Here is a 22,564-nt window from a genome sequence, read left to right on the forward strand (position 1 = left end):
AATTCCAAATCCCAATTACTTAGAAAAATCTAAAATAAAAAATTCCAAATCCTAATGCTTTAGATTGCTTGGAATTTGGAATTTGTTTTTTTTAATGTTTTATTATTTTTGGAATTTGGAATTTCTAAAATTGGAATTTAATTAGCCACCTCGCTAATAAACTTAATACGCATTAAACGTAACTCGTCAATATCGTAATCGCCATCAAATTCTTTTAAGGCATCTTCGATTTTATCAGATTCAGATTCCATGAAATAATCGTGGATTTCTTCCTGCTGATCATCATCAAGCATATCATCAATCCAATATTTAATATTTAGTTTGGTTCCAGAATAAACGATTTGCTCCATTTCTTTAATCAGCGCATCCATCGAAAGTCCTTTCGCGGAAGCGATATCACTTAATGGAAGTTTTCTATCGATATTCTGAATAATATATAATTTGTTTGCAGAATTTACTCCAGTAGATTTTACTACCAAATCGTCTGGGCGAATAATATCATTGTCCTCAACATAACGGCTGATTAAAGCAACAAATTCGCTTCCATATTTTTTAGCTTTTCCTTCACCAACACCATGAATATTATATAATTCTTGAATTGTTATCGGATATTTTAAAGCCATATCTTCAATCGAAGGATCTTGGAAAACTACAAATGGAGGAACTCCAAGTTTTTTGGCTACTTTTTTACGAAGTTCACGAAGCATCCCTGTTAAAACCTCATCGGCAGTTCCAGAAGATTTTGATGATGTTACTATTGCTTCATCATCTGCTTCGCTGTATTCATGATCTTCAGACATCATAAATGAAACTGGCTTTTTGATAAAGTCAAGACCTTCCTGCGTAATTTTTATTACGCCATAAGTTTCAATATCTTTTGACAAAAGTCCTGTTACCAAAACTTGTCTCAATAAAGCCATCCAATATTTTTCGTCGTGGCCTGAACCAGAACCAAAATAAGGTTGTGTATCTGTTTTGTGCGCTTTAATAACAGCATTAATACGCCCTATTAAAGTAAAGACAATTTCTTTTGACTTGTAAATATGTTTCGTATCGCGAACAACTTCCAGCAGCTTAACCACTTCTTCTTTGGCTTCTACTTTATGTTTTGGATTACGAACGTTGTCGTCCATATCGGCACCTTCACCTGTTTCGCTATCAAATTCTTCACCGAAATAATGGAGAAGGAATTTTCTACGCGACATTGAGGTTTCGGCATAAGCCACAACTTCCTGTAAAAGTGCAAAACCAATCTCTTGTTCAGCAACTGGTTTTCCAGACATAAATTTTTCCAGCTTTTCTACATCCTTATATGAGTAGTAAGCCAAACAATGTCCTTCTCCTCCATCACGTCCAGCACGACCCGTTTCCTGATAGTAGCTTTCTAATGATTTTGGAATGTCGTGGTGAATTACAAAACGAACATCTGGTTTATCAATTCCCATTCCGAATGCGATTGTTGCTACAACGACATCGACATCTTCCATCAAGAACATATCCTGATGTTTAGCCCGCGTTTTTGCATCCAAACCTGCATGATAAGGAACCGCACTGATTCCGTTTACTTGTAAAACTTCGGCAATCGATTCTACTTTTTTACGGCTTAAGCAGTAAATAATTCCAGATTTGCCTTTATGCTGTTTGATAAATCGAATAATATCCGATTCGATATTTTTTGTTTTTGTGCGAACTTCATAATATAAGTTCGGTCTGTTGAAAGACGCTTTAAAAGTATTGGCGTCTGACATATCAAGGTTTTTCAGAATATCTTCCTGAACCTTTGGTGTTGCAGTTGCAGTAAGTCCAATAATAGGCACTTTCCCTAGCTGCTTAATTATATTTCTCAGATTTCTGTACTCTGGCCTAAAGTCATGTCCCCATTCTGAGATACAGTGTGCTTCATCAATAGCAACAAAAGAAATAGGTACACTTTGTAAAAAGGCTACATATTCTTCTTTTGTTAATGATTCGGGGGCGACATACAAAAGTTTGGTCAATCCAGACGTAATATCTTTTTTGACTTGAGCAATTTCTGTTTTAGTTAGGGAAGAATTTAATACATGTGCAATTCCATTCTCAGACGAAAGACTTCGAATTGCGTCAACCTGATTTTTCATCAAAGCAATTAAAGGAGAAACAACAATTGCTGTTCCTTCTTGAATTAAAGCTGGCAGTTGATAGCAAAGAGACTTTCCACCACCAGTCGGCATTATTACGAACGTATTCTTTCTGTCTAGGATACTCGTAATGACTTGCTCTTGCAAGCCTTTAAATTGGCTAAAGCCGAAATACTTCTTTAATTCTTTATGTATTTCAATTTCATTTGAATTCATTCTCTATATTAATGGTATTTTGTATAAATTTGCAACACATAAAGATACAACTTTCTTTTATACATACAAATTTTAAATATTCTGTTTTGATCACAAAAGAAAATATATTGGCGATTGCCAAGAAAACAATACTCTCTGAAAGTGAAGCAATTACAAAACTAATTGATTTTTTGGACGAAAATTTTTACGAAGCTGTCCAACGCATATACGAAACCAAAGGCCGTTTGATCGTGACGGGGATTGGAAAAAGCGCGATCATTGCACAAAAAATGGTGGCTACTTTTAATTCAACCGGAACTCCTTCTATGTTTTTACATGCCGCAGAAGCAATTCACGGCGATTTAGGAATGATTCAAAACGATGACATCATTATTTGCATTTCTAAAAGCGGAAATAGTCCAGAAATCAAAGTCCTCGTCCCTTTATTAAAAAGATTTGGAAACACCTTAATTGCTATTACAGGAAACACAACTTCATTTTTGGCAAAAGGTTCAGATTTGGTTTTAAACACAACTATTGACACAGAGGCCTGCCCTATCAATTTAGCTCCGACAAATAGCACAACAGCACAGCTTGTAATGGGTGATGCTTTAGCCGTTTGTTTAATGGAGATGCGTGATTTTAAACCAGAAGATTTTGCAGTTTATCATCCAGGAGGTGCTTTAGGAAAAAAACTATTGCTTCGCGTAAAAGATATGATAGAAAACTCACTAAAACCAGCTGTAGCTCCTGATACATCTGTCAAAAAAGTGATTTTTGAAATCTCTGAAAAAAGATTAGGAGTTACTGCAGTAATTGAAGACAATAAAATTGTTGGAATTATTACCGATGGAGACATCCGAAGAATGCTAAACGACGTAGATACTATTGCGGACTTAACTGCAAGGGATATTATGTCTAAAAATCCAAAAGTAGTTTCGTCTGAAACTATGGCTGTCGATGCTTTAAATATTTTAGAAGACTACTCTATTACACAGCTAATTGTTTCTGACGAAGGAACGTACAAAGGCGTTTTACATTTACATGACATTTTAAAAGAAGGAATCGTATAATGGCAAAAAAAAATCTTGGCGAAATGTCATTTTTGGATCATCTTGAAGAACTAAGATGGTTATTGGTTAGAAGTACACTTGCAACATGCATCATGGCATTTGTTACTTATTTTATTAGTGATTATTTATTTGATCAAATTATTTTAGGTTCCGATAAGACCAACATTCTTTACCTATGTTTGGTTTTGCGACTTATCGCATCAGCTAGGTTTTGCTGACAGCATTTGCATCACAGAACTGAATTTTATTATTCAGAATACCGAAATGGAAGGTCAGGTTAACATCTTTGTATGGATGTGTCTTCTGGCTGGTTTCATCTTGAGTTTCCCTTATATTTTATGGGAAATCTGGAAGTTCATCAGTCCGGCTCTTTATGAGAAAGAAAGAAAAAATGCAAAATTATTCATTTTTGTCTCTTCACTACTTTTCTTTTTAGGAGTATTATTTGGGTATTTTGTTGTAATTCCGATGTCTGTAAACTTCGTTGCTACTTTCTCCATAAGTGATGTGGTAAAAAACCAATTTACTCTAGAATCTTATATGGGAATGGTTAAAACGAGTATTCTTGGAAGCGCAATCTTTTTTGAACTTCCAATTGCTATTTATTTCTTAACAAAATTAGGATTAGTAACTCCTGAATTCTTAAGAAAGTATTGGAAATATGCTGTAGTCCTTATTTTGGTTATCGCAGCTATTGTTACACCTCCAGATGTAGTAAGTCAAACCATTGTAGCAATTCCGATGTTGATTATTTACGAAGTAAGTATTTTGATTTCGAAAGTTGTTTACAGAAATAAATTAAAAGAAAATGTCTGATATCATCCAAGAATTTAACGATTATCGTTCTAAAATGAACGAAAAACTGCTTGCCGACAATAATAAAATTGTAAAGCGAATTTTTAATCTTGACACTAACGCTTATGCTGAAGGCGCTCTTGATGTAAAAACAAAAGAACTTTTGGGTCTAGTAGCATCAACCGTTTTAAGATGTGACGACTGCGTAAAATACCATTTAGAAACCAGCTATAAAGAAGGCGTTTCTAAAGAAGAAATGATGGAAGCAATGGGAATCGCAACTCTAGTTGGAGGAACAATCGTAATTCCTCATTTAAGAAGAGCTTACGAATTCTGGGAAGCTCTTGAAGAGCAAGGCAAATAATTAGAGAATGGAATAATTAGTCCATTAGATAATTTTCATACGATATGTTAATTCGTTTAATTGATTAATTTATTTTATCTTATTTTGCCAACAGAGATAATAATTATCTCATTATCAAATTGACACATTATCTAATTAAGATATTATCTAATTAAAAAAAATGAAGCTAAGAGCCGATAATTTAATCAAAACCTATAAAGGACGAAGCGTTGTAAAAGGGATCTCTGTTGAAGTAAATCAAGGAGAAATCGTTGGACTTTTGGGCCAAATGGAGCTGGAAAAACAACGTCTTTTTATATGATTGTTGGATTGGTAAAACCAAATCAAGGAAATATTTTTCTTGATGATTTAAATATTACTGATTACCCAATGTACAAACGTGCACAACAAGGAATTGGTTATTTGGCACAAGAAGCTTCTGTTTTTAGAAAACTAAGTATTGAAGACAATATCTTGAGCGTTTTACAATTGACTAAACTTTCTAAAGAAGAGCAAATTGCCAAAATGGAAAGTTTAATCGAAGAATTCAGTTTAGAGCACATTCGCACCAACCGAGGCGATTTACTTTCTGGAGGTGAGCGTCGTCGTACAGAGATTGCCCGTGCATTGGCAACCGATCCTAAATTTATTTTATTGGATGAGCCTTTTGCAGGAGTTGACCCAGTTGCAGTTGAAGATATTCAGCGAATTGTGGCGCAATTGAAAAATAAAAACATTGGAATCTTAATTACCGATCACAACGTTCAGGAAACATTAGCGATTACCGACAAAACATACTTAATGTTTGAAGGAGGAATTCTTAAAGCAGGAGTTCCAGAAGAATTGGTAGAAGATGAAATGGTTCGCCGTGTTTATCTTGGACAAAACTTCGAGCTTCGTAAAAAGAAACTGGAATTTTAAGAAAGTTATATCTGAATGGTAAAAAGTAAAATGCAAATTTCTTTTTACCATTTTTTTTTTAATCTAAGCTTCTTAAAAAAGTTACGAATGAAATCAGAAAAACCAACTCAGGAAGATTACGATAATTGGCATAAAGATCCAAAGAATTGGCATTTTTTCAACACCTGTTATTATAATCCGAAAGACAAAAGATTGCTTCCCCCAAAAAAAATTCAATGGATGGGCTATACTATAAATTTTGCCAATCCATATTCTGTAATGCTTCTATTACCTTTTATAATAATTGTTATTTTAGTTTTATTGAAATAAATTTAAAAAAGTATTCAGTGGTCAGTTTTTTAGTAGTCAGTTTTGGGCTGAGACTAAAAAAACTGATTTTTTTGATAAAATACTGAAAACTAAAAATCTAAAAACTGATCACTATTACTCAACCGTAATAAAATGCAATTGTTCTAAATCGCCATTGTAGATATTAACATCAACTCGGTGTTTGATTCCTGGCAGAGAAGCTTTTTCTGTAAACTGCCAAAACAGCCAATCATCTTCGATTTTCTCTCTGTAGAAATTATAATTGGCAATCCAGAAAAGATATTCGCTAAACTCTTCTTTTAAAAAATCAGAATAATATCGTTCACCAGAATAAATTATTGGACGAACCTGATAGTGTTTTTCGACTTTATTCAACCAACGTTTCAGCCCTTTTTTCAAACTATCTAAAGGCTGATTTTTAGGTAATTTTTCGATATCTAAAACTGGCGGAAGATCTCCCTTTTGTAATTTTACTGTTTTGATAAAAAGATCTGCTTGCTCTATAGAATTTTCGTTAGGACGATAATAATGATAAGCCCCACGCATGATTTTATTTTCTTTTGCGCCTTCCCAATTTCTTTTGAATTGTCTATCTACACGATCATTCCCAGCAGTTGCACGAATAAAAACAAATTGAACCGGATATTTTTCATCTAAAATTTCGACTTCTTCCCAATCGACTTTTCCCTGAAATTCAGACACATCGATTCCAATTACTTTTCCTTTATGATTTTCAAGAACTCTAATATTTCGAACATCAGAAAGGTGCTTGTCAACCGCATCTTCATCTAAAACCTTTTCTGTTTTAAAACCTAAATAATAAGCAAGCCCTTTGCGATAATGATAAATTATCCCAATGAATAAAAGTCCGAAAAAAATCAATAAAAGTCCTCGAAAAAGTCTGCTCAGAAAAGATCTTCCAGCTGGTTTTCTTGAATATGTTTTACGATAAGTCGTTTTTCTTGCCATTAAACAGAATTACTTTTTCAGAAATAGATTATTGATAATAGACAGTAAAACGTAGAAAACAATAATCAATGGAATTGCAATGTAATGAAGTAATACCCCTAACAATACTGAAACACTCAAAAACACGATTTGAAGTGCATTGTCTTTTAAGCTGAATTTTTTAATTTTTAAAGAAAATAATGGAATTTCAGCATTCATAATGTAAGCGCTTCCCAAAGTAACAAGTAATAAAACCCACTGATTTGTTAATAATTCAAGAATTACAAGAGACGAATCTGCATACATATCCAGAACTATTTGCAAACTAATAATAAAAATGGCATTTGCAGGAGTTGGCAAGCCAATAAACGAATCTGTCTGACGCGTGTCGATATTAAAGTTGGCTAATCTGTAACAGGCGCCTAAAGTTATAATAAATCCTAAAAAGGGAACAATTGCTTGATTTCCTAGTTGATCACCGCCTCTAGCAAACATACTGTACATGACGTAACCTGGTACAACGCCACTTGTCACCATATCTGCTAAAGAATCCAACTGTAACCCAAGCGGACTTGAAACTTTAAATAATCTGGCAAAAAAACCATCGAAGAAATCAAAAAAGATCCCTAAGCAAACCATGTAAAAAGCCATTAAAAAATCTCCTTTAGAGACAAAAACAACTGCGACACAACCGCAAAAAAGATTAATTAATGTGATTAGATTTGGAATATGCTTTTTAATATTCATAGCTTAAAATTTTGATTATGGCAGAGAACAAATTTAGCATAATAACTCGATGCAAAACGAGTTTTTTCGAGAGTTTTTTATTTCAAAGTGTGACTTTCGGAATATTTAACTAAAGGAGCTTATTAGATGAGTAAAATATTATATTTTTGATAAAAATTTAAAAACAGGCCTCGATCTGCAAAAACATATACGTTGAAGAAATATTTAGTGTTTTTATTACTTTGGAGTTGTACTTTTCAGTATGCACAAACTGTTCGAAAATATTCGAATGAATTTATGAATATTGGTGTCGATGCCGCGGCTCTTGGAATGGCAAGTGCTGTAACTGCTTCTAGCAATGATGTAAATGCTGTTTACTGGAATCCTGCAGGTTTAACGCATCTTGAAGATCATCAAATTGCTTTAATGCACGCCAGCTACTTTGCTAATATTGCGCAATACGATTATATAGGCTACGCAAGCCCCATTGACGACAGAAGTGCTTGGGGAATTTCGATGATTCGTTTTGGAGTCGACGATATCATGGATACCACACAATTAATCGATAATCAAGGAAACATAGATTATAATAGAATCAGCCTTTTCTCTACTGCAGATTATGGTTTTACTTTTTCTTATGCTCGAAAACTGCCTGTTGACGGATTTCAATATGGTGTAAACGCAAAAGTAATTCGAAGAGTAATTGGAAAATTTGCTAATTCTTGGGGATTTGGATTTGATATTGGACTTCAGTTTGAGAGAAACGATTGGAAATTTGGTTTAATGCTTCGAGACATTACCACAACTTACAACATTTGGAATATTGATGAAGAAGAATATGCTAAAATCGCTAATGCAATTCCAGGAGAAAATAACGAATTGCCAGAAAGCACAGAAATAACACTTCCAAAAGCACAATTGGGAGTTTCAAAAAGATTTGATTTTCATAACGAATGCAGTCTTGTGACTTCTGCGAATTTAAATATGCGATTTGAACAGACAAATGATATCATTTCTTCAAAACCTATAAGTATAGACCCAGCTCTAGGGTTTGAATTTGGGTATACCGATTTGGTTTTCGTTCGAGCCGGTGCAGGAAATTTCCAGAATGTAACGCAATTGGACAATACTGAAAAAGTAAACTTCCAGCCTAATATCGGTTTAGGATTTCGATATAAAGGCATACAAATTGATTATGCCTTAACCGATTTAGGAAATCAAAGCACTGCATTGTATTCTAATATTTTTTCGCTGAAAGTAGATTTAGGTATCTTTAGATAATAATTAGAAACCAAAAAACATTAAAATTTTAAATCATGAAAACTGTCATGTCCAAAAAAGCACTTTTTATTTTATTATTCTTATCCAGTTTTATTGGTTTTAGCCAAAGTTTAGCTTTATCTAAAGACGCTAAAATTAGCATTCTGACTTGTGGCCTTGGAAACGAAACGTATTCTTATTTCGGACATACAGGAATTAGAGTTTTGGATCCTGGAAACAATTTTGACGTTGTTTACAATTACGGAACTTTTGATTTTAGAACTCCAAATTTTGTTTTAAAGTTTGCAAAAGGAGATCTTCAATATTTTGCAACAGTACACTCTTATGCAGATTTTTTTAATGAATACACTTATGAAAAAAGAAGTATTTATGAGCAGGAATTACTGATTTCTCAAGATTTAAAACAAAAACTTTTCGACCAATTAAATGCAGTTTTAGCTTCTGACGAGCGTTATTATACTTACAAATTTATCGATAAAAATTGCACTTCGATGGTCGTTGATGTGGTAAATAAAACTTTAGGCGGAAATGTAATTGCTAAAACAGAAGACACAGACAAAACCTATCGCTCTATTCTGTTCCCTTACTTTGATGGTCATTTCTACGATCAGTTGGGAACAAGTATTATTTTTGGAACAAAAGTAGATCAAATGGGAACAAGAATTTTTCTTCCATTTGAATTGAAAAACAGTTTGGACAAAACTACTTTCCAAAATAAGCCTCTCGCTGCCAAAAGCAAAACGTTATTAGAATTTACAAAAGAAACTCCAAAATCGTTGTGGAATAATATTTATACCTATCTTTTTATCTTACTTTTTGTAATCTTCGCCAGAAACAAAACAGTCGATAAAATCTACTTTTTGATTTTATCTCTTATTGGAATATTCTTTGTTATTATGGGATTTTATTCTTTTCACCAAGAACTAGCAATGAATTATAATGTATTATTATTCAGTCCGCTTTTATTGCTTTTAGTATTCTTTTCAATTTTCAAAAACAAATTATGGACGTATCGATTTTCGTTAATCAATTTTGTCCTTTTAGTAATTTACTTTTTGTTTTTGATTAACAAAGCGCATTTCTTCATCACTTTACCGTTGATCGTTACAAGCGGAGTGGTTTTAGTGCGAACAGCTATTCGCAACAAAAAACCAATTCCGATTATAATCTAAAAATATTATTGACCTCTGTAGAACAAAACCGTAGTAATGGTTTTGAAAGTGATACTCAAATCAAGAAAAACACTTCTGTGCTTGATGTAGTATAGATCATATTGAAGTTTAATCAAACTCTCATCTATAGATTCTCCATAAGAATAATTAACCTGTGCCCATCCTGTAAGTCCAGGCTTAATTACATGACGCGTTTCATAAAATGGCATTACAGCCGCGATTTCTTCAACGAAAAAAGGACGCTCAGGTCTAGGGCCAATTACGCCCATGTCTCCTTTTAAAACGTTAATAAATTGAGGCAGTTCATCAATTCTTGACTTTCGCATAAATTTACCAAACGGAGTAACCCTTTTATCATTATGAACAGCAAAAACAGCTCCATTGGTTTCTGAATTCTCTGCCATAGTTCTAAACTTATAAATCTTAAAAATATCTCCATTTTTCCCTACTCTTTCTTGAGTATAAAAAAGGCTTCCTTTATTTGCAAAGATGTTGCAAAGAAAAATTATTGGTATAAAAACTAGGGAGATTAATAGCCCCAAAATAGAGAACATGATTTCTATAAGCCGAACAAAAGACAAATAAAGTTTATTGCTATTACTTCTGCTGAAGGGAAAAAATCTATAAAAATCTCTTTCTATATGATGAACGGGGATGCGTTGTGTTTTACTTTCGTAAACCTGAGTATATTCTCGTATAATAGCTCCTTTTTCTAATAAATGAAGTAATTGCTGATATAAATCTGGAGTGATACCATCTGTATTTTGAGAAGCAATAATGATTTCCGAAACATAATTTGTCAATACAAAATGTTCTAGGGCATCCTTCTTTATTTCTTTTACGTAATGAAAATCTAGATTTTCATCTGCAACAGAATCGGAGTTTACAAAACCAATAATTTTATAATGTGGATTGACATTTTCTAATCCTAAAACTAATTCTTCAACTTCGCTTTGGTCACAAATCAAAACTACACTTTGAGAGAAACGATGAGAGGCTAGAAAATAGCAGTAAAATAAACGCCATAGCAACAGGGTAATTAATATTGTAAAGTAAAATATTAGTATGACGAGCCTCTGTTTAGGCAATACAGGAGAAAGAATTGGCGTAAACAAATAAGCCAGAACGGTAGCACTTACAGTAAAAACGACATTCTGCAGAATCTGAAGCTGATTGCTTGCCACTTGTAAGTTATAGATTTCAAAAATTACTCCGAAAATATAAATATAGGCAATTAGCAAAAGAATGCTCAGCACACTGTGAATATCAAATTCAAAATAATGATAGTCAAATACTGAGCTTAATAGATATAACGCGGATAAAATAAAAATAGCATCGAAAGAAAGGAGCAATATTTTCCTTTCTGAAATTTCGAAATGCATTTTCTTTTTTGAGAACATCATTTGTAGGTTTTAATTGGGTTAGGGCAAAGCAAATGTATCGCAAAAAAAACAACTAATCTATTAATTTTCTGTTTCTTCTGGAATTTTAACCTGAACAGAAAGTAAGCATAATGCATATACAAAAGCTGGGGCTGCCGTTCGCATTGCCGCATGATTAATTGTTAGCAACCAAAAAAAATAAAAGGAGAAAAAATACAGATGATGCTTATTATTTATATAAAAAATAAATGGACTAATAAAAAGTATTAAGAGTCCGAAAATACCAAATAAACCATGCTCACTTAACATACGTGTGATTTCATTATGAGAAGCTGCCTCTATACCAAACGATTCTTTTCTCATTTGTTTTCCCATTCCAGCACCAGCGCCAAAAATAGGATTTTCAAGAAAAAGCTTTATCTCAGTCCCCATAATCTCTTCTCTACCTCCTAAACGGTCTTTTTTAACTCTTCCCCTTACGTCTTCATTTGCGTATCTTTTATTAATTAAACCTCTTGTTTGTAAAGAACTATAAGTCCAAATTGCAAATGCCAATAAAGCTGTCAAAATAAAAACCAAGCTAAACTTACTTTTACCTTTTTCATTAGAAAAATAATACAGTAAAAACAGCAGAAGAAGAATCATAACTACTCCAGTAATAACTCCTCCTCTTGAGAAAGTAACAATTGCTCGATAGCTCACAAACGTTAACAAAAAAGCATTCATCAAAATCTCTTTCTTTGATTTTGAGAATAAAATTAATTGGGTAAAGAAAACAAACATTCCTAGCCCTAAAATAGTTGAAACCTGATTAGGTCCCAAAACCTCCTGATGTTTCAAAACTAGATTGCGTGCCGGTTATAACGTCTTTTACGCTTGGATTGTATAAAAACAAATAAACCGTGGTTGTAAGAATGGGCAGTCCTATTAAGGTAAGCACTTTTTGCAAATCTGAAAATAAAATCCTTCGATTAAGCATATAAATAGCAGAAATTGCAAGACATAAAGGTCCTGACAAATTAAAAACTAATAATTTTTTAATATCTTGATCATAGTCTGCAGCAACAGTTGTTATTAAAATCCCCGGAATTAATAAGATCAAAAAGAAAACATAAATCACTGAATTTGAAGAAAGACTACTATAAATCATACCAATAAACATAAAAACAATCACCGAAAGTTTGACATATTCATTATTTAAATTCCCTCCTGTCATTCTCAAAAAAACCTCAGCACCCACCATATAAGCAGCGACCAAAAGCACTTCATTACCTTTATTTTTTGTTGTGTAAACAATATAAAAACCCACTATGGGCATTAAAAGAGCATAAATTTTAGATAAAAATGGAACTGCAAAAACTGCAAAAGCAATTAACGCGTGGATTATTAAGATCTTAGTATAAGATAACTGCAAGTTTTTCATCTAAATATTATAGCGTGTTTTTTGTAACAATATTAATCAAGGAACTCAACCATAAAGCATATTTATCAACAATCGCTTTTTGGCTAAAATTTATTTGTATATGAGCGTTTAATCGCAATCCCATTTCTATTCTCTCATTTTCATTTTCGATTAATCTATGAATTGACTTTTCAAATTGATTTAAGTCATTAGAATTCACCATTAAGCCAAGTCTGTCAGATGCAATTATTTTGGAAATTTCGCCAACATCCGTAACCACAACCGGTAATTTATGCAAACCGTATTCTAAAATAGCTAACGGAAGCCCTTCTGAAAGTGATGGAAGAACTGCTATGTCACATTGTTCCAGAGCCGAACTAACATTATAAGTTGTTCCATAAAAATAGACAACATTCTGAAGTTTTAAATCTTTTACTTTTTCCCTTAAAGTATCAGAATATGCGTCATTAAAATCCTTCCCAAACAAATGAAAACTCCAATCTGGGAACTTATTTTTTATGGATTTTGCTGCATTTATCAGTAATTCATGATTTTTCTGAGGTCGTAAATTTGCCACACAAATAATTCTTTTCCCTTCAGCCCCTTCTAAAAATATTTTTTCATCTGACTTTTTATAATCATCTATAAAATTTGGAAAATAAGAGATCTTTGAACACCATAAATACGATTCTGCCCAGTTTTTTAACGCTGAATTTACTGCAATTGCGCCAGCAAAAAAAAGCGATCCAAATTTAAGTCCTAAATTTTTCCTTATCGATAAATCCTGCGAGACTCCATAGTGATCATGCCAAATAATTTTTATTTCAGGTAAAATCACCTTTACTAAAACTGCCATAAAAAAAGATGAACTATGGGCATGAATGACATTAACCTTATATTTTTTAATATATTTTCTTAATCTGAAAATTGCATTAAAATCAATTTTTCTCTTTTTATCCAAATATAAATATTGGACTTTTTTATCCACCTGATCTAAAAGTATTCCTTCTTTACGAGTTGCAATTAAACCTGAGAATTCTATTCTGCGTGCTAATGCATTGGCATAATTTACTGCCATACGCTCAGCTCCGCCAGCTTCTAAGGAATCTATAATTTGGACAATTCTCATTTATCCTTTTTTTTCAAAAGTATATTTATACTTCCTGCCATCAATTCCTGATCACTAAAACTGCTGAAATCTTCGTGGATATTTAATTTCTTAAATTTTTTATAACTCTCAGAATCTTCGTTAATTTTATCATGTTCAAAGTATAATATTTCGAAATTATTACTTAGAATCTCCAAATATTGTGGCAATCTAAGTCTGTTATGGTAATCAAATTTTGTCTGAATCTGATTCCATTCCTCTTCACTATATTTTAAAAAATCCTGCAGTGAAAGAGATGAATCTGTGTAAGCTCGATGATCACTTGGGGAAATTAGATGCAAGACTAATGCTCCCGGTTTCATATTTGAATACAGAAAATCATGGATTTCGAATAAATCTTTTGGTGTTACATGTTCTAAAACAAATCGGGACAAAACCAAATCAATATCCTCAAGATCTCCATCGCAAATGTTTGTATTTGGAAAATAAGAAACTTCTTTGAGTAAATTATATTTTCCTTTTTTCTCAAATACAAGATCATGATTATTTGAAGAAAAAGAATTTAACTGCTCTATTTCCTTTATATTAAAATGTTCGTTGATATCATAAGTGTCAACTTTATTGGCTTTTCCGTCAATTATTAATTGATATGGAAAAATTGGAACCCAACCTGACCCCAATTCTGCAATTTTCTTATCTAAAAGATTTATGCTGTTTTTGCTTAAAATCTGTACTACCGTTTCATAAGTATTTTTGGTAGATTTCACTTTAGACTCAAAAGATTGATTTCCTCCAATGTTTTGCAAAAGATGATAAATACTAAATCCTAATTTATTTGGTAAGACAGATAATCCTTTAAAAATTTTTGTTTTGGCGGTATGCTTCATTCTCTTAATAATTTTTTTATTTCTTCTTCAAAAACATTCAAAGTATATTTTTGCGACCATTCTGACGCTTTTATTCCCTTATCATCAAAAAACATTTCGCTGTTTAAAATGGCTTCTAATTGTTTAATATCTAATTCCAAATCCATTTCTAATAAAACTCCTCTTTTTCCGTAATCCAGCATAAATGGCACACAGGAAACACAAGTAGCAATTGGAATGCATCCCCAAAACATCCCTTCGGCAACTACTTTTGGCCAGCCTTCACTTTTTGAAGGCAAAACAACAAAGTGACTGTTTTGATATGCTTCAGTAACAACTTCTTGATTTTGATTTCCTTTTAATACTACATAATTTTCTAAATTATTGGTAACAATATAATCCTCTAACAACTTGCGATCTGCAACCTTCGCCATATAATTGTAATGTGACGTTGTATCCCTTTTTTATTAGCGCTTCAACTAATTGTACGCTATACAAAGGTCTTTTTCCAGAAACCAATGTTCCGACAAAAATAAATTTTATTTCCCCTTTCAGGTCATTTTTTTTCATTGGTGTCTTATCCGATTCTGAATAGGTTGCTGTAAAAAAAGGCTTAATATTCTTAGAACTATTCTCCCATTCACCATAAACTAAAACCTGCATATTTCTTGTCATGAACGTGTTGCTCAAAATCCATTTTTGTAAACGATAGCTCCAAGGTTGTTTTGCTTTTGGCTCCAATTTCCAGCATATTTGGCGGTTTTTGGTTTATTTGGAAACAAAATTTGTACTAAACAGCCTAATAAACCAATATTACCGGGACAACGCAAATGAATGTGGTCAGCTTGCTGCATTGCTTTATAAATTCTCAAGCCAATTTTTGAACCTTTTAAAATTGCATTTAAAATAGCTTTCCATCCCAATAAATTAATAGCATTAATCTCAAAAAAAACAATTTTCTCGTGATTATAAGGGATATCTATTGTCGTTTTTTCTGTTTGAATAATGGGAGCAACAATTATAAACTCATCAACATATTTTCCCCAAACGTTCATCTCTTTTACATAAGCTGTCCATAAGCAAAATATCGATCATACAATTGAATATGTGCAACGTGAGTAATAATAGCAAATTTCATGAAAGTTTATTTATGACAACTTTTGGTTCATTTTGAGACATTATAAATGCAAAAGTCAAATGGTTAAATTCTGGAAATCTTGAAATATTGTATTCTATTTCAGAGAAAATCTATCTTATGCGTTGTATATAATTAGAAATCATAAAAAACATTATATAATGCATAAGTGTAATTTTCTGTATTTCTCATTTTCTCTTTTTGGGTTTATTTAAAATCAAACTCCACCATCCTGCTGTTCTTCCTACTGTCTCTGTAAAAGCTTCTTTGCGTTTTGCTGTGGTAAATGTATTACTAAACCTTATTATTATCAAAAGCATTGTGATTATATGCCATTTCAAAAAATCTACTACTTTAGGTTCTGGATTTTTTACATGCCACACATACCAGCCGTTTCTAACCACCATTTTACCATAGGAATACTGATTTGGTCTTCCCGAAGCTTCATGATAATGATTTAATTTTGCCTTTGTGTTGAGAAACAGCTTTCCTGTTTTTGCAACTCTTAACGAAAAATCAGCATCTTCATACAAACCATATCCTTCAAAATAAGTAGAGAATTGAAACTTATCAAATACCGATTTTCTAAACGAAGAAACGCCTCCCATCAATTGCTCAACTTCGTATATTTTATCACTTGGTGGCAAAAAGCCAACGCTTCTTCCATGAGAAAACAAAGGCGAAAATCCAGGTAAACAATCACTATCTAATCCTACTTTTTTTCTTAAGACAAAGCGGCTTCCTTCTTTTCTTTTCCAACCATCAAAACAAAATTCATTTATTTTAGATTGATAATTGACTCCAACAGGCTCCCATTTTATTTCGTTAGAAATGTACCCGCCCACTCCTAATGCTTCCGGGTAAACCTCATAGGTATGTAGCAATTGTTCAAAATAATCTTTTTCTAAAACTGTATCATCATCCAAAAAGCAAACGATTTCACAATCCTGAGATACTTTTGAAATTCCAAAATTACGCTGTTTTGTCAAACCGCGATGCTCTTTTTCAACTAGAAAATAATTTAAATCCTGAAAGGAATTATTCTCCAAAACCTTTTGTGTTTCTGTACTTGTAGAACCATCAACAATCAAAATTTGATCTGGATAAAGGGATTGATTAGTAACCGACTGCAACAATTTCAGCAGTGCATCAGGACGCATATAAGTACAGACTATTAGTGAAAACTTCATAGATCAATTCTTTAAAAAAACAGCGTATATTTCATTAAAATAAGCTTCTCTACTTAAGTGTTTTACCCACAAATCTCTATTACTTATTTGCATTTTTTCAAAATCATAATCGCTTATTTTTTCATGAAAATCAATTAATTTCTGTGTGAAGTTATTTGAAGTAGCGATAATACAGTGATTCTTCCAATTAATCAGATGACTTAGGGGTAATCTAAAATCAGTATCAATTACCAGAGGAATTCTTCCCATTGCTAAAGTTTCATAGAAACGAACTGAAAAATTACCCGCCCCTCTTAAACAAAAAGTATAAGCATTGGCATTAATATTTTCAAAAAAATCCTTCGAAGTTATTTCTCTTAATTCTTTATTATTTGCTCCAGCTCTGTATTGGTTTCTAAAAATAAAATTTGTTTTGATTTGTATATTTTTTTGAAGTGCTGTCAAAAATTGGTATCGTTTCCTACTCGATGGATAAAACGATTGATAATCTGAAAAACTCTTTTTTATTATTCTTTTTAAGTTAAAGTGACAGTAAATAAAAAATTCTTTGCACAATTTAACATAAGAACCATTCGCATGACCCACAAAACCAATGTTAGCAATGTCAAGTTTATTTAATGGCATGAATTCTTTCTTTAATCCTATATACGGATTGATAATAAAAGAAGGTAATATAAATGTCTTTTCGTCAAATTTACTATTAAAACCGCCAAGTCTAAATGTGTAAACATCTTTATTCAGCGTAATCCCGAAATCACCTGCAGTATATATCCAAACTTTCCTATCTAGTCTATTGGCTTTATCAATAAAATTATAAAGCCATTTTTTTTTATTATTTTTAAAAAACCACGAAATATCTACAGGAACAATAACTATATCCGACTCCTGAATGGTATCCACTAAAACATACTTTTTCAAAAGATTTTCATTCATTATATAACACAAATCAAATAATAATGGAAAAATAATCCTTCTGTTTGCCGGAGTAATAAAAGTATTGTCTGTATATATCTTAAGCATAATTCTCTATTGAATCTTTTTTAATAAAAATAGTATTAAATTTATTTTTATTATAGCTAGGTAAAATTTTAATCTGTTTCGTGACAGTATCATATTCTATTGGAACAAAATCATGCAATGACAATAATTCAAAGATTTTTTCATTAGTATGTCCATACTTTGACGTTGAAAAATTCAGTTCTATAATGATAAACTTAAGACTTTTGCTTGAAAGAACTTCTGAAGCACCTTGCAATACAAAATATTCATATCCTTCTACATCAATTTTTAGAAAAACAGGAAATTTGTTTTTTAAAACATCATCAAGTTTTTTTACTTGAATTTCTATCACTTGTGCCTCATTTCCTGATGCAACACTATTCATCACGCCTCGGTTTGTGGTAAAATTCAGGATAGCATCCTCTTTTCCTATTCCAATATTTACTGTTTCAATTATATTGCTTAAATTATTTAAACTCACATTTCTATTCAATTTTTCGAATGTTTGAGGAATTGGTTCAAAAGCAATCACATTAGCCTTGCACATACCTGCGGCCAAAAGAGAAAAATGTCCCACATTTGCACCAATATCTACAAATAAGTCATTCTCTTTCAAATTATTTATTACAAAAATAGATTCTTCATAATCAAAAAGTTTGTAATAAATATTTGCAACAATACCGGCCTCTCCTTTTTGAGCATAAAATTTCATTCCTCCTATGAAATTATAAATTCGTTCTTTCGGATAAACCCTTTGTATGAGGTTAAAAGAAAGATATCTGTAAAGAGCTGATCCAACTTCATCCTTCGTCATAGGATGCTTTTTAAATGCTTTAACTCTATGGCTAATTTTAGATATTATTTTATTAATCATAACAATTTAATTTTTTTGCCCAATATAGGCTTCTTTCCCATTTTTTATTAAAAGATGATATAAGCGAACGCAATTTGAAAATAGATTGCCCATTAAGCATTTTTAAAAAGAACACTAATTTATACCCTAATAATTGCTCTTCCGTATAATGTTTAAGTTTTACGTACATAATATGGGGAGAAGGTTTGGGTTGCATTGTTTCAGCAGACCATGGAAAAGTAGGCTTTATTCTAAATCCTCCATTTGGTGCTTTTAAATGTAATATACTCGGATCTGGAAAATAAATTATATCGATTCCTAAATTCCTTATCTGCAAGCCATAATCAGTGTCTTCCCCATACCCAAATTCTAAAGCTTTATCAAAAGACAGCTTTGATAATAAATCAGAACACACAAAACTATTACCTGAACCAAATATCCCCGATTGTTGGATAATTAAAAACTTGAGAACTTCTCGTTGCTGTAAATAAGATGTTGTCACACTTTTAGCACCATATTTTTTTATACTTCCGAAAATTTTTTCGATTAATTCTGGTTCAAATCGATTATCATCATCGTTTAAAAATACCCATTTGCTTTCTACCTGGCTTAAAGCCAAATTTCTGGCATTACATGCTCCTGTCTGATGCGTAAAAGTATGTTTTATTATAAAGGGCCAAGTTTCATTTTGCAAATAATCTAAATCAGAAGCACTATTTTCCAGGGGATTCTGCTCGACAATAATCACATTTACCGGTAAATGTGTCTGCTGAGATAAATCTTTCAGGACATCATACAAATATTCTTTTCTCCCGATAGTAGGAATTATAACATCGATTGTAGCATTTTGCATCACTGATCGATTAGATTGAACAGGAATACTATCCAATGAAATCCCTAAACTATTTCTGTTTTTAAAAAATAGTGCATCTATAAATGCTAAAAATGGCAATCGAAACTCATAAATCAGCAAATTCAGCAGCAACAAGATAGTCCAACGTGTTTTATAATGCTGTTTTACAAATTTAAAAAGTACAAATACCGAAGCATTTGATCTTGTTGTTTGAATTGAACTTTGAGCCAATAGTTTAGGTTCTGAATAACAAAATAGTCCCAATGGCATACCAACTTTGGCAATTGAATTTAGATAATAATCAAAATCACTGTCTAACTTGATTTTATCTTTAAAAACTATTAAAACAGATGCATGAATAACACCTGCTAAACTACTCATTTGCCAAGTGGGATAACTCACTTTTTTATTTACATTGATAAATGGAGATTCTTCAATATAACCAATTCTTTTCCCAAAATAATCAGAAGAACCTGGATTGTAAGAAAGCATCAATTTATGGTGATGCATCAATTCTGGAATTGCAGTTAAATTAATTTGCTCTTGATTACTTTCGTGGCACCAGACTAATTTTGATTCGGGAAACTGAATCGCCAATTGCATTAATCCGAATGCAATAGACTTCTTTCGATCAAAGATTATTGCATTTTTTTCTTTAGATTCAATTCTGGAAATACAGTTGTTATTATGATAAATTACAATCAAAATTAACTAATTATGGTTTTATAAAAATCAATATTTTGCTCTACTATTTTTTCAATATTAAAAATAGTTTCAACTCTTGTTCTTGCCGCACTACTCATTATACTACACAAATCTTCATCCTTTAACAGGCTTACTATTTTATCGGAAAACTCATTATGATTTTTGGGATGAACAAGATAACCACTTTCTCCATCAACAATCAATTCCTGAGCCCATCCAATATTACTATTTACCACTGGTTTTTGCAAAGCCATGGCTTCAATCGTCACCATTCCTAGAGTCTCTGCAAAAGTTGGAAAAACACAAATATGTCCCTTTTTAATATATTCCTGAATTTCTTGATAAGGGATTTTTCCTAAATAGGAAACAGCAGAATGTAAATTATAATCTATACATTTTTGCTGCACCAATCTCCAAGTCGATTCAGATTTTGTTTCAATATCATAAGAATCATTGCCAATTAAAACCAGTTTTGCATTAGGATATTGTTTTCTAACATTATTAAAAATCGAAGGTAATTCTAAGGCTCCTTTTTTCTAATAATTGTTCCAATATATAAAATCAGTCCTTCTTCATATATTGAAGGATCGGTATTAACAAATTGATCTAAATCTAATCCGTGATGAATTGTCCTGATTGTTTTGTTTTTAATACTAAAGAGTTTTTTTGATAATTCTCCTGCAAAATGTGTTGGTGCAATAAAAGCCTGAGCTTTGCCAATTGCTAATTTTTCGAACCAAAAATTCTTAAACTTTTGTTTTCTCTTTTCTAAATGACAAAAATAAGTATCACTTCCATGAAAACGAATAACTACTGGCGCTTTTAGATTCATAAAAGCCGTTATTCCACTCCAATCCGGAGCTTCAACCAAATCAATTCCTTCTGACAAAATGCATTTATTAAGATACTTTTCGATATGTTTTCGATATAAAAACCAACCTAAAACTTTATATTTTTGAGATTTTATTAAGTGGATTTTAATATTATCTTCTATAAAAACAGCATCTTCATTTTGTCTGTATACAAAAACTGAAACAGTCACACCTTTTTTGGCTAAAGCCTGAACCAAATTCTTGATACTCGTGCCAATTCCTGCTGCATGCTGAACACGTTGGTGAGGATATTCTGGGGTTACAAAAGCTAGTTTCAACATAATTATAGTATTGAAATAATGCTTTTAACATTAAACAATGTTATCAATAAAAGAGAAATCACTATAACGCTTTGAATTTTAGAAGACTCTACAGAGATTTTAAATTTATCGATGGCATACAAAATTGAAATTGGTATCAAAATCTCATATCCATAAAACCATCTAAACTCCATAAAAGTGAAACATACGGAGGAAAGAATAACTATAAAACTAAAAAATAAAATTGCCGGAAGTTTATATTTATTAAAAAAAACTCCCTTAAATAATACCATGAATGGAATAAAAAATAGGAGACCCCAAAATCGAAAAAACCTACCAAAACAAGTTATTATATTTAAAAAAGCGATTTTGGCAACTAATATTGGATCTTTAATAACAGCTTGAGTAAAAGTTTTTGGAAGACTATTTTCTCCGTGTATTTTAAGATATTCCTGAACTTTTTCGAACTTTGTATTGATCCAAATGGCATCGCGATTCATTTTTTCCTGACCTGACTCTATCTTTTTCAATCCCAGATAATTTCTTTGGATCCAATTTAAATCTTTTGAAGGATTTTTATCTTCATAACTTAGGGAATGCTTTTCTTTTATCGCAGGATAATGAAGGATTAATATTGTCAAAAAGAACATTAATGAACACATTAAAATTAATTGCACTCTTTTGGAAAAAGAAATTTCTGTATTTTTTATCCAATAAAAGAAAGCTATAAAAATAAGCGGAAGCAATAATATTGCCGTAATTCGAACAGAAAGGCAGATCGCGAAAACAAAACCAATACTAGAAAAAGTCAATCTTTCATTTGTTGCTTTAAACAATTTAATTGTTATCAGATACAACAAAATCATTACAAAAACACCCAGAAATGAGTCGTTTGAAGCTGACAGATAAGATCTCATGTCCCAAACATAGAGAATATAAATACACGAAATAATGTAAAAAAAACTTTTTTTTGCAGTATCTGTTTTACTACAAAAATAGTAACCAAAAAACAGCAAAAATAAATTACTGAAGAGATTTAAAACAAAAAAACTGACATCG

Annotated in this window: 23 protein-coding genes and 2 pseudogenes; 7 read left to right on the forward strand and 18 right to left on the reverse strand. The window is 31.8% G+C overall.

What is annotated here, in order from left to right:
* Positions 1 to 137: 137 nt before the first annotated feature.
* Entirely contained in the window at positions 138 to 2,333 is a 2,196-nt protein-coding gene (gene recQ / locus ACPWTF_RS08855) for a DNA helicase RecQ (RefSeq protein WP_379798660.1), read from the reverse strand.
* 86 nt (positions 2,334 to 2,419) lie between these two features.
* Between recQ and ACPWTF_RS08860 the strand changes: the two genes are divergently transcribed.
* The 5 genes and pseudogenes from ACPWTF_RS08860 (at position 2,420) to ACPWTF_RS08880 (ending at position 5,753) form a co-directional block, all read left to right on the forward strand.
* Positions 2,420 to 3,385 (forward strand): KpsF/GutQ family sugar-phosphate isomerase, encoded by a 966-nt coding sequence (locus ACPWTF_RS08860; protein ID WP_427875184.1) that lies wholly within the window; start codon positions 2,420 to 2,422, stop codon positions 3,383 to 3,385.
* Positions 3,385 to 4,201, forward strand: a pseudogene (gene tatC / locus ACPWTF_RS08865) (twin-arginine translocase subunit TatC). Before ACPWTF_RS08860 ends, tatC begins: the two are co-directional and overlap by 1 nt.
* Complete coding sequence (locus ACPWTF_RS08870) at positions 4,194 to 4,544, forward strand: carboxymuconolactone decarboxylase family protein (protein WP_223708414.1); 351 nt, start codon at positions 4,194 to 4,196, stop codon at positions 4,542 to 4,544. The pseudogene tatC and the gene ACPWTF_RS08870 overlap by 8 nt, the downstream one beginning before the upstream one ends.
* Positions 4,545 to 4,704: 160 nt before the next feature.
* Positions 4,705 to 5,444: pseudogene (lptB, locus tag ACPWTF_RS08875) on the forward strand (LPS export ABC transporter ATP-binding protein).
* An 87-nt stretch (positions 5,445 to 5,531) separates the two neighbouring features.
* Positions 5,532 to 5,753, forward strand: a complete 222-nt coding sequence (locus ACPWTF_RS08880; protein WP_427875185.1) for a DUF5808 domain-containing protein — start codon at positions 5,532 to 5,534, stop codon at positions 5,751 to 5,753.
* A 114-nt stretch (positions 5,754 to 5,867) separates the two neighbouring features.
* Here the strand turns inward: ACPWTF_RS08880 and ACPWTF_RS08885 are convergent, their stop codons facing one another.
* Both ACPWTF_RS08885 and ACPWTF_RS08890 read right to left on the reverse strand, forming a co-directional pair.
* On the reverse strand, positions 5,868 to 6,722 hold the full coding sequence (locus ACPWTF_RS08885) for a glycoside hydrolase family 25 protein (protein ID WP_095929366.1): 855 nt from the start codon (positions 6,720 to 6,722) through the stop codon (positions 5,868 to 5,870).
* 9 nt (positions 6,723 to 6,731) lie between these two features.
* Entirely contained in the window at positions 6,732 to 7,448 is a 717-nt protein-coding gene (locus tag ACPWTF_RS08890) for a CDP-alcohol phosphatidyltransferase family protein (protein ID WP_427875186.1), read from the reverse strand.
* A gap of 276 nt (positions 7,449 to 7,724) precedes the next feature.
* Here ACPWTF_RS08890 and ACPWTF_RS08895 point away from each other — a divergent pair, with 276 nt between their 5' ends.
* Positions 7,725 to 8,708, forward strand: a complete 984-nt coding sequence (locus ACPWTF_RS08895) for a PorV/PorQ family protein (RefSeq protein ID WP_379798924.1) — start codon at positions 7,725 to 7,727, stop codon at positions 8,706 to 8,708.
* Between the two features lie 35 nt (positions 8,709 to 8,743).
* The gene (locus tag ACPWTF_RS08900) at positions 8,744 to 9,880 is read left to right on the forward strand and encodes a DUF4105 domain-containing protein (RefSeq protein ID WP_427875187.1); all 1,137 of its coding nucleotides are present in this window, start codon (positions 8,744 to 8,746) and stop codon (positions 9,878 to 9,880) included.
* Between the two features lie 5 nt (positions 9,881 to 9,885).
* Here ACPWTF_RS08900 and ACPWTF_RS08905 read toward each other — a convergent pair whose 3' ends face one another.
* The 15 genes from ACPWTF_RS08905 to ACPWTF_RS08975 all read right to left on the reverse strand — a co-directional run bounded on the left by ACPWTF_RS08905 (position 9,886) and on the right by ACPWTF_RS08975 (position 22,341).
* Positions 9,886 to 11,280, reverse strand: a complete 1,395-nt coding sequence (locus tag ACPWTF_RS08905; protein WP_427875745.1) for a sugar transferase — start codon at positions 11,278 to 11,280, stop codon at positions 9,886 to 9,888.
* Between the two features lie 63 nt (positions 11,281 to 11,343).
* Positions 11,344 to 12,084 (reverse strand): O-antigen ligase family protein, encoded by a 741-nt coding sequence (locus ACPWTF_RS08910; protein ID WP_427875188.1) that lies wholly within the window; start codon positions 12,082 to 12,084, stop codon positions 11,344 to 11,346.
* Complete coding sequence (locus tag ACPWTF_RS08915) at positions 12,074 to 12,685, reverse strand: hypothetical protein (RefSeq protein ID WP_427875189.1); 612 nt, start codon at positions 12,683 to 12,685, stop codon at positions 12,074 to 12,076. The genes ACPWTF_RS08910 and ACPWTF_RS08915 overlap by 11 nt, the downstream gene beginning before the upstream one ends.
* Before the next feature lie 7 nt (positions 12,686 to 12,692).
* Positions 12,693 to 13,793: a glycosyltransferase gene (locus ACPWTF_RS08920; RefSeq protein ID WP_427875190.1), complete on the reverse strand. Its 1,101-nt coding sequence runs from the start codon at positions 13,791 to 13,793 to the stop codon at positions 12,693 to 12,695.
* Positions 13,790 to 14,659 carry a hypothetical protein gene (locus ACPWTF_RS08925; RefSeq protein WP_427875191.1) on the reverse strand — a complete coding sequence of 290 codons (870 nt, stop codon included), beginning with the start codon at positions 14,657 to 14,659 and terminating at the stop codon, positions 13,790 to 13,792. Before ACPWTF_RS08925 ends, ACPWTF_RS08920 begins: the two co-directional genes overlap by 4 nt.
* Positions 14,656 to 15,072 carry a glycosyltransferase gene (locus ACPWTF_RS08930; protein WP_427875192.1) on the reverse strand — a complete coding sequence of 139 codons (417 nt, stop codon included), beginning with the start codon at positions 15,070 to 15,072 and terminating at the stop codon, positions 14,656 to 14,658. Before ACPWTF_RS08930 ends, ACPWTF_RS08925 begins: the two co-directional genes overlap by 4 nt.
* Positions 15,020 to 15,328 carry a hypothetical protein gene (locus ACPWTF_RS08935; protein WP_427875193.1) on the reverse strand — a complete coding sequence of 103 codons (309 nt, stop codon included), beginning with the start codon at positions 15,326 to 15,328 and terminating at the stop codon, positions 15,020 to 15,022. The genes ACPWTF_RS08930 and ACPWTF_RS08935 overlap by 53 nt, the downstream gene beginning before the upstream one ends.
* The gene (locus ACPWTF_RS08940; RefSeq protein ID WP_427875194.1) at positions 15,325 to 15,693 is read right to left on the reverse strand and encodes a hypothetical protein; all 369 of its coding nucleotides are present in this window, start codon (positions 15,691 to 15,693) and stop codon (positions 15,325 to 15,327) included. Before ACPWTF_RS08940 ends, ACPWTF_RS08935 begins: the two co-directional genes overlap by 4 nt.
* 268 nt (positions 15,694 to 15,961) lie before the next feature.
* Positions 15,962 to 16,963, reverse strand: a complete 1,002-nt coding sequence (locus tag ACPWTF_RS08945; RefSeq protein ID WP_427875195.1) for a glycosyltransferase family 2 protein — start codon at positions 16,961 to 16,963, stop codon at positions 15,962 to 15,964.
* A gap of 3 nt (positions 16,964 to 16,966) precedes the next feature.
* Positions 16,967 to 17,983, reverse strand: a complete 1,017-nt coding sequence (locus ACPWTF_RS08950) for a hypothetical protein (protein WP_427875196.1) — start codon at positions 17,981 to 17,983, stop codon at positions 16,967 to 16,969.
* On the reverse strand, positions 17,976 to 18,836 hold the full coding sequence (locus ACPWTF_RS08955; RefSeq protein ID WP_427875197.1) for an FkbM family methyltransferase: 861 nt from the start codon (positions 18,834 to 18,836) through the stop codon (positions 17,976 to 17,978). Before ACPWTF_RS08955 ends, ACPWTF_RS08950 begins: the two co-directional genes overlap by 8 nt.
* The gene (locus ACPWTF_RS08960; RefSeq protein WP_427875198.1) at positions 18,829 to 20,160 is read right to left on the reverse strand and encodes a glycosyltransferase family 2 protein; all 1,332 of its coding nucleotides are present in this window, start codon (positions 20,158 to 20,160) and stop codon (positions 18,829 to 18,831) included. Before ACPWTF_RS08960 ends, ACPWTF_RS08955 begins: the two co-directional genes overlap by 8 nt.
* Before the next feature lie 215 nt (positions 20,161 to 20,375).
* The gene (locus ACPWTF_RS08965; RefSeq protein ID WP_427875746.1) at positions 20,376 to 20,882 is read right to left on the reverse strand and encodes a glycosyltransferase family 4 protein; all 507 of its coding nucleotides are present in this window, start codon (positions 20,880 to 20,882) and stop codon (positions 20,376 to 20,378) included.
* Positions 20,883 to 20,893: 11 nt separating this feature from the next.
* A complete protein-coding gene (locus tag ACPWTF_RS08970) occupies positions 20,894 to 21,526 on the reverse strand; it encodes a glycosyltransferase family 4 protein (RefSeq protein ID WP_427875199.1) in 633 nt (210 codons plus the stop codon).
* 2 nt (positions 21,527 to 21,528) lie between these two features.
* Positions 21,529 to 22,341 carry a hypothetical protein gene (locus ACPWTF_RS08975; RefSeq protein WP_427875200.1) on the reverse strand — a complete coding sequence of 271 codons (813 nt, stop codon included), beginning with the start codon at positions 22,339 to 22,341 and terminating at the stop codon, positions 21,529 to 21,531.
* Between the last annotated feature and the right edge of the window lie 223 nt (positions 22,342 to 22,564).

The sequence above is a fragment of the Flavobacterium sp. MMS24-S5 genome (genome assembly GCF_050320125.1).
Taxonomy (GTDB): Bacteria; Bacteroidota; Bacteroidia; order Flavobacteriales; family Flavobacteriaceae; genus Flavobacterium; species Flavobacterium tyrosinilyticum.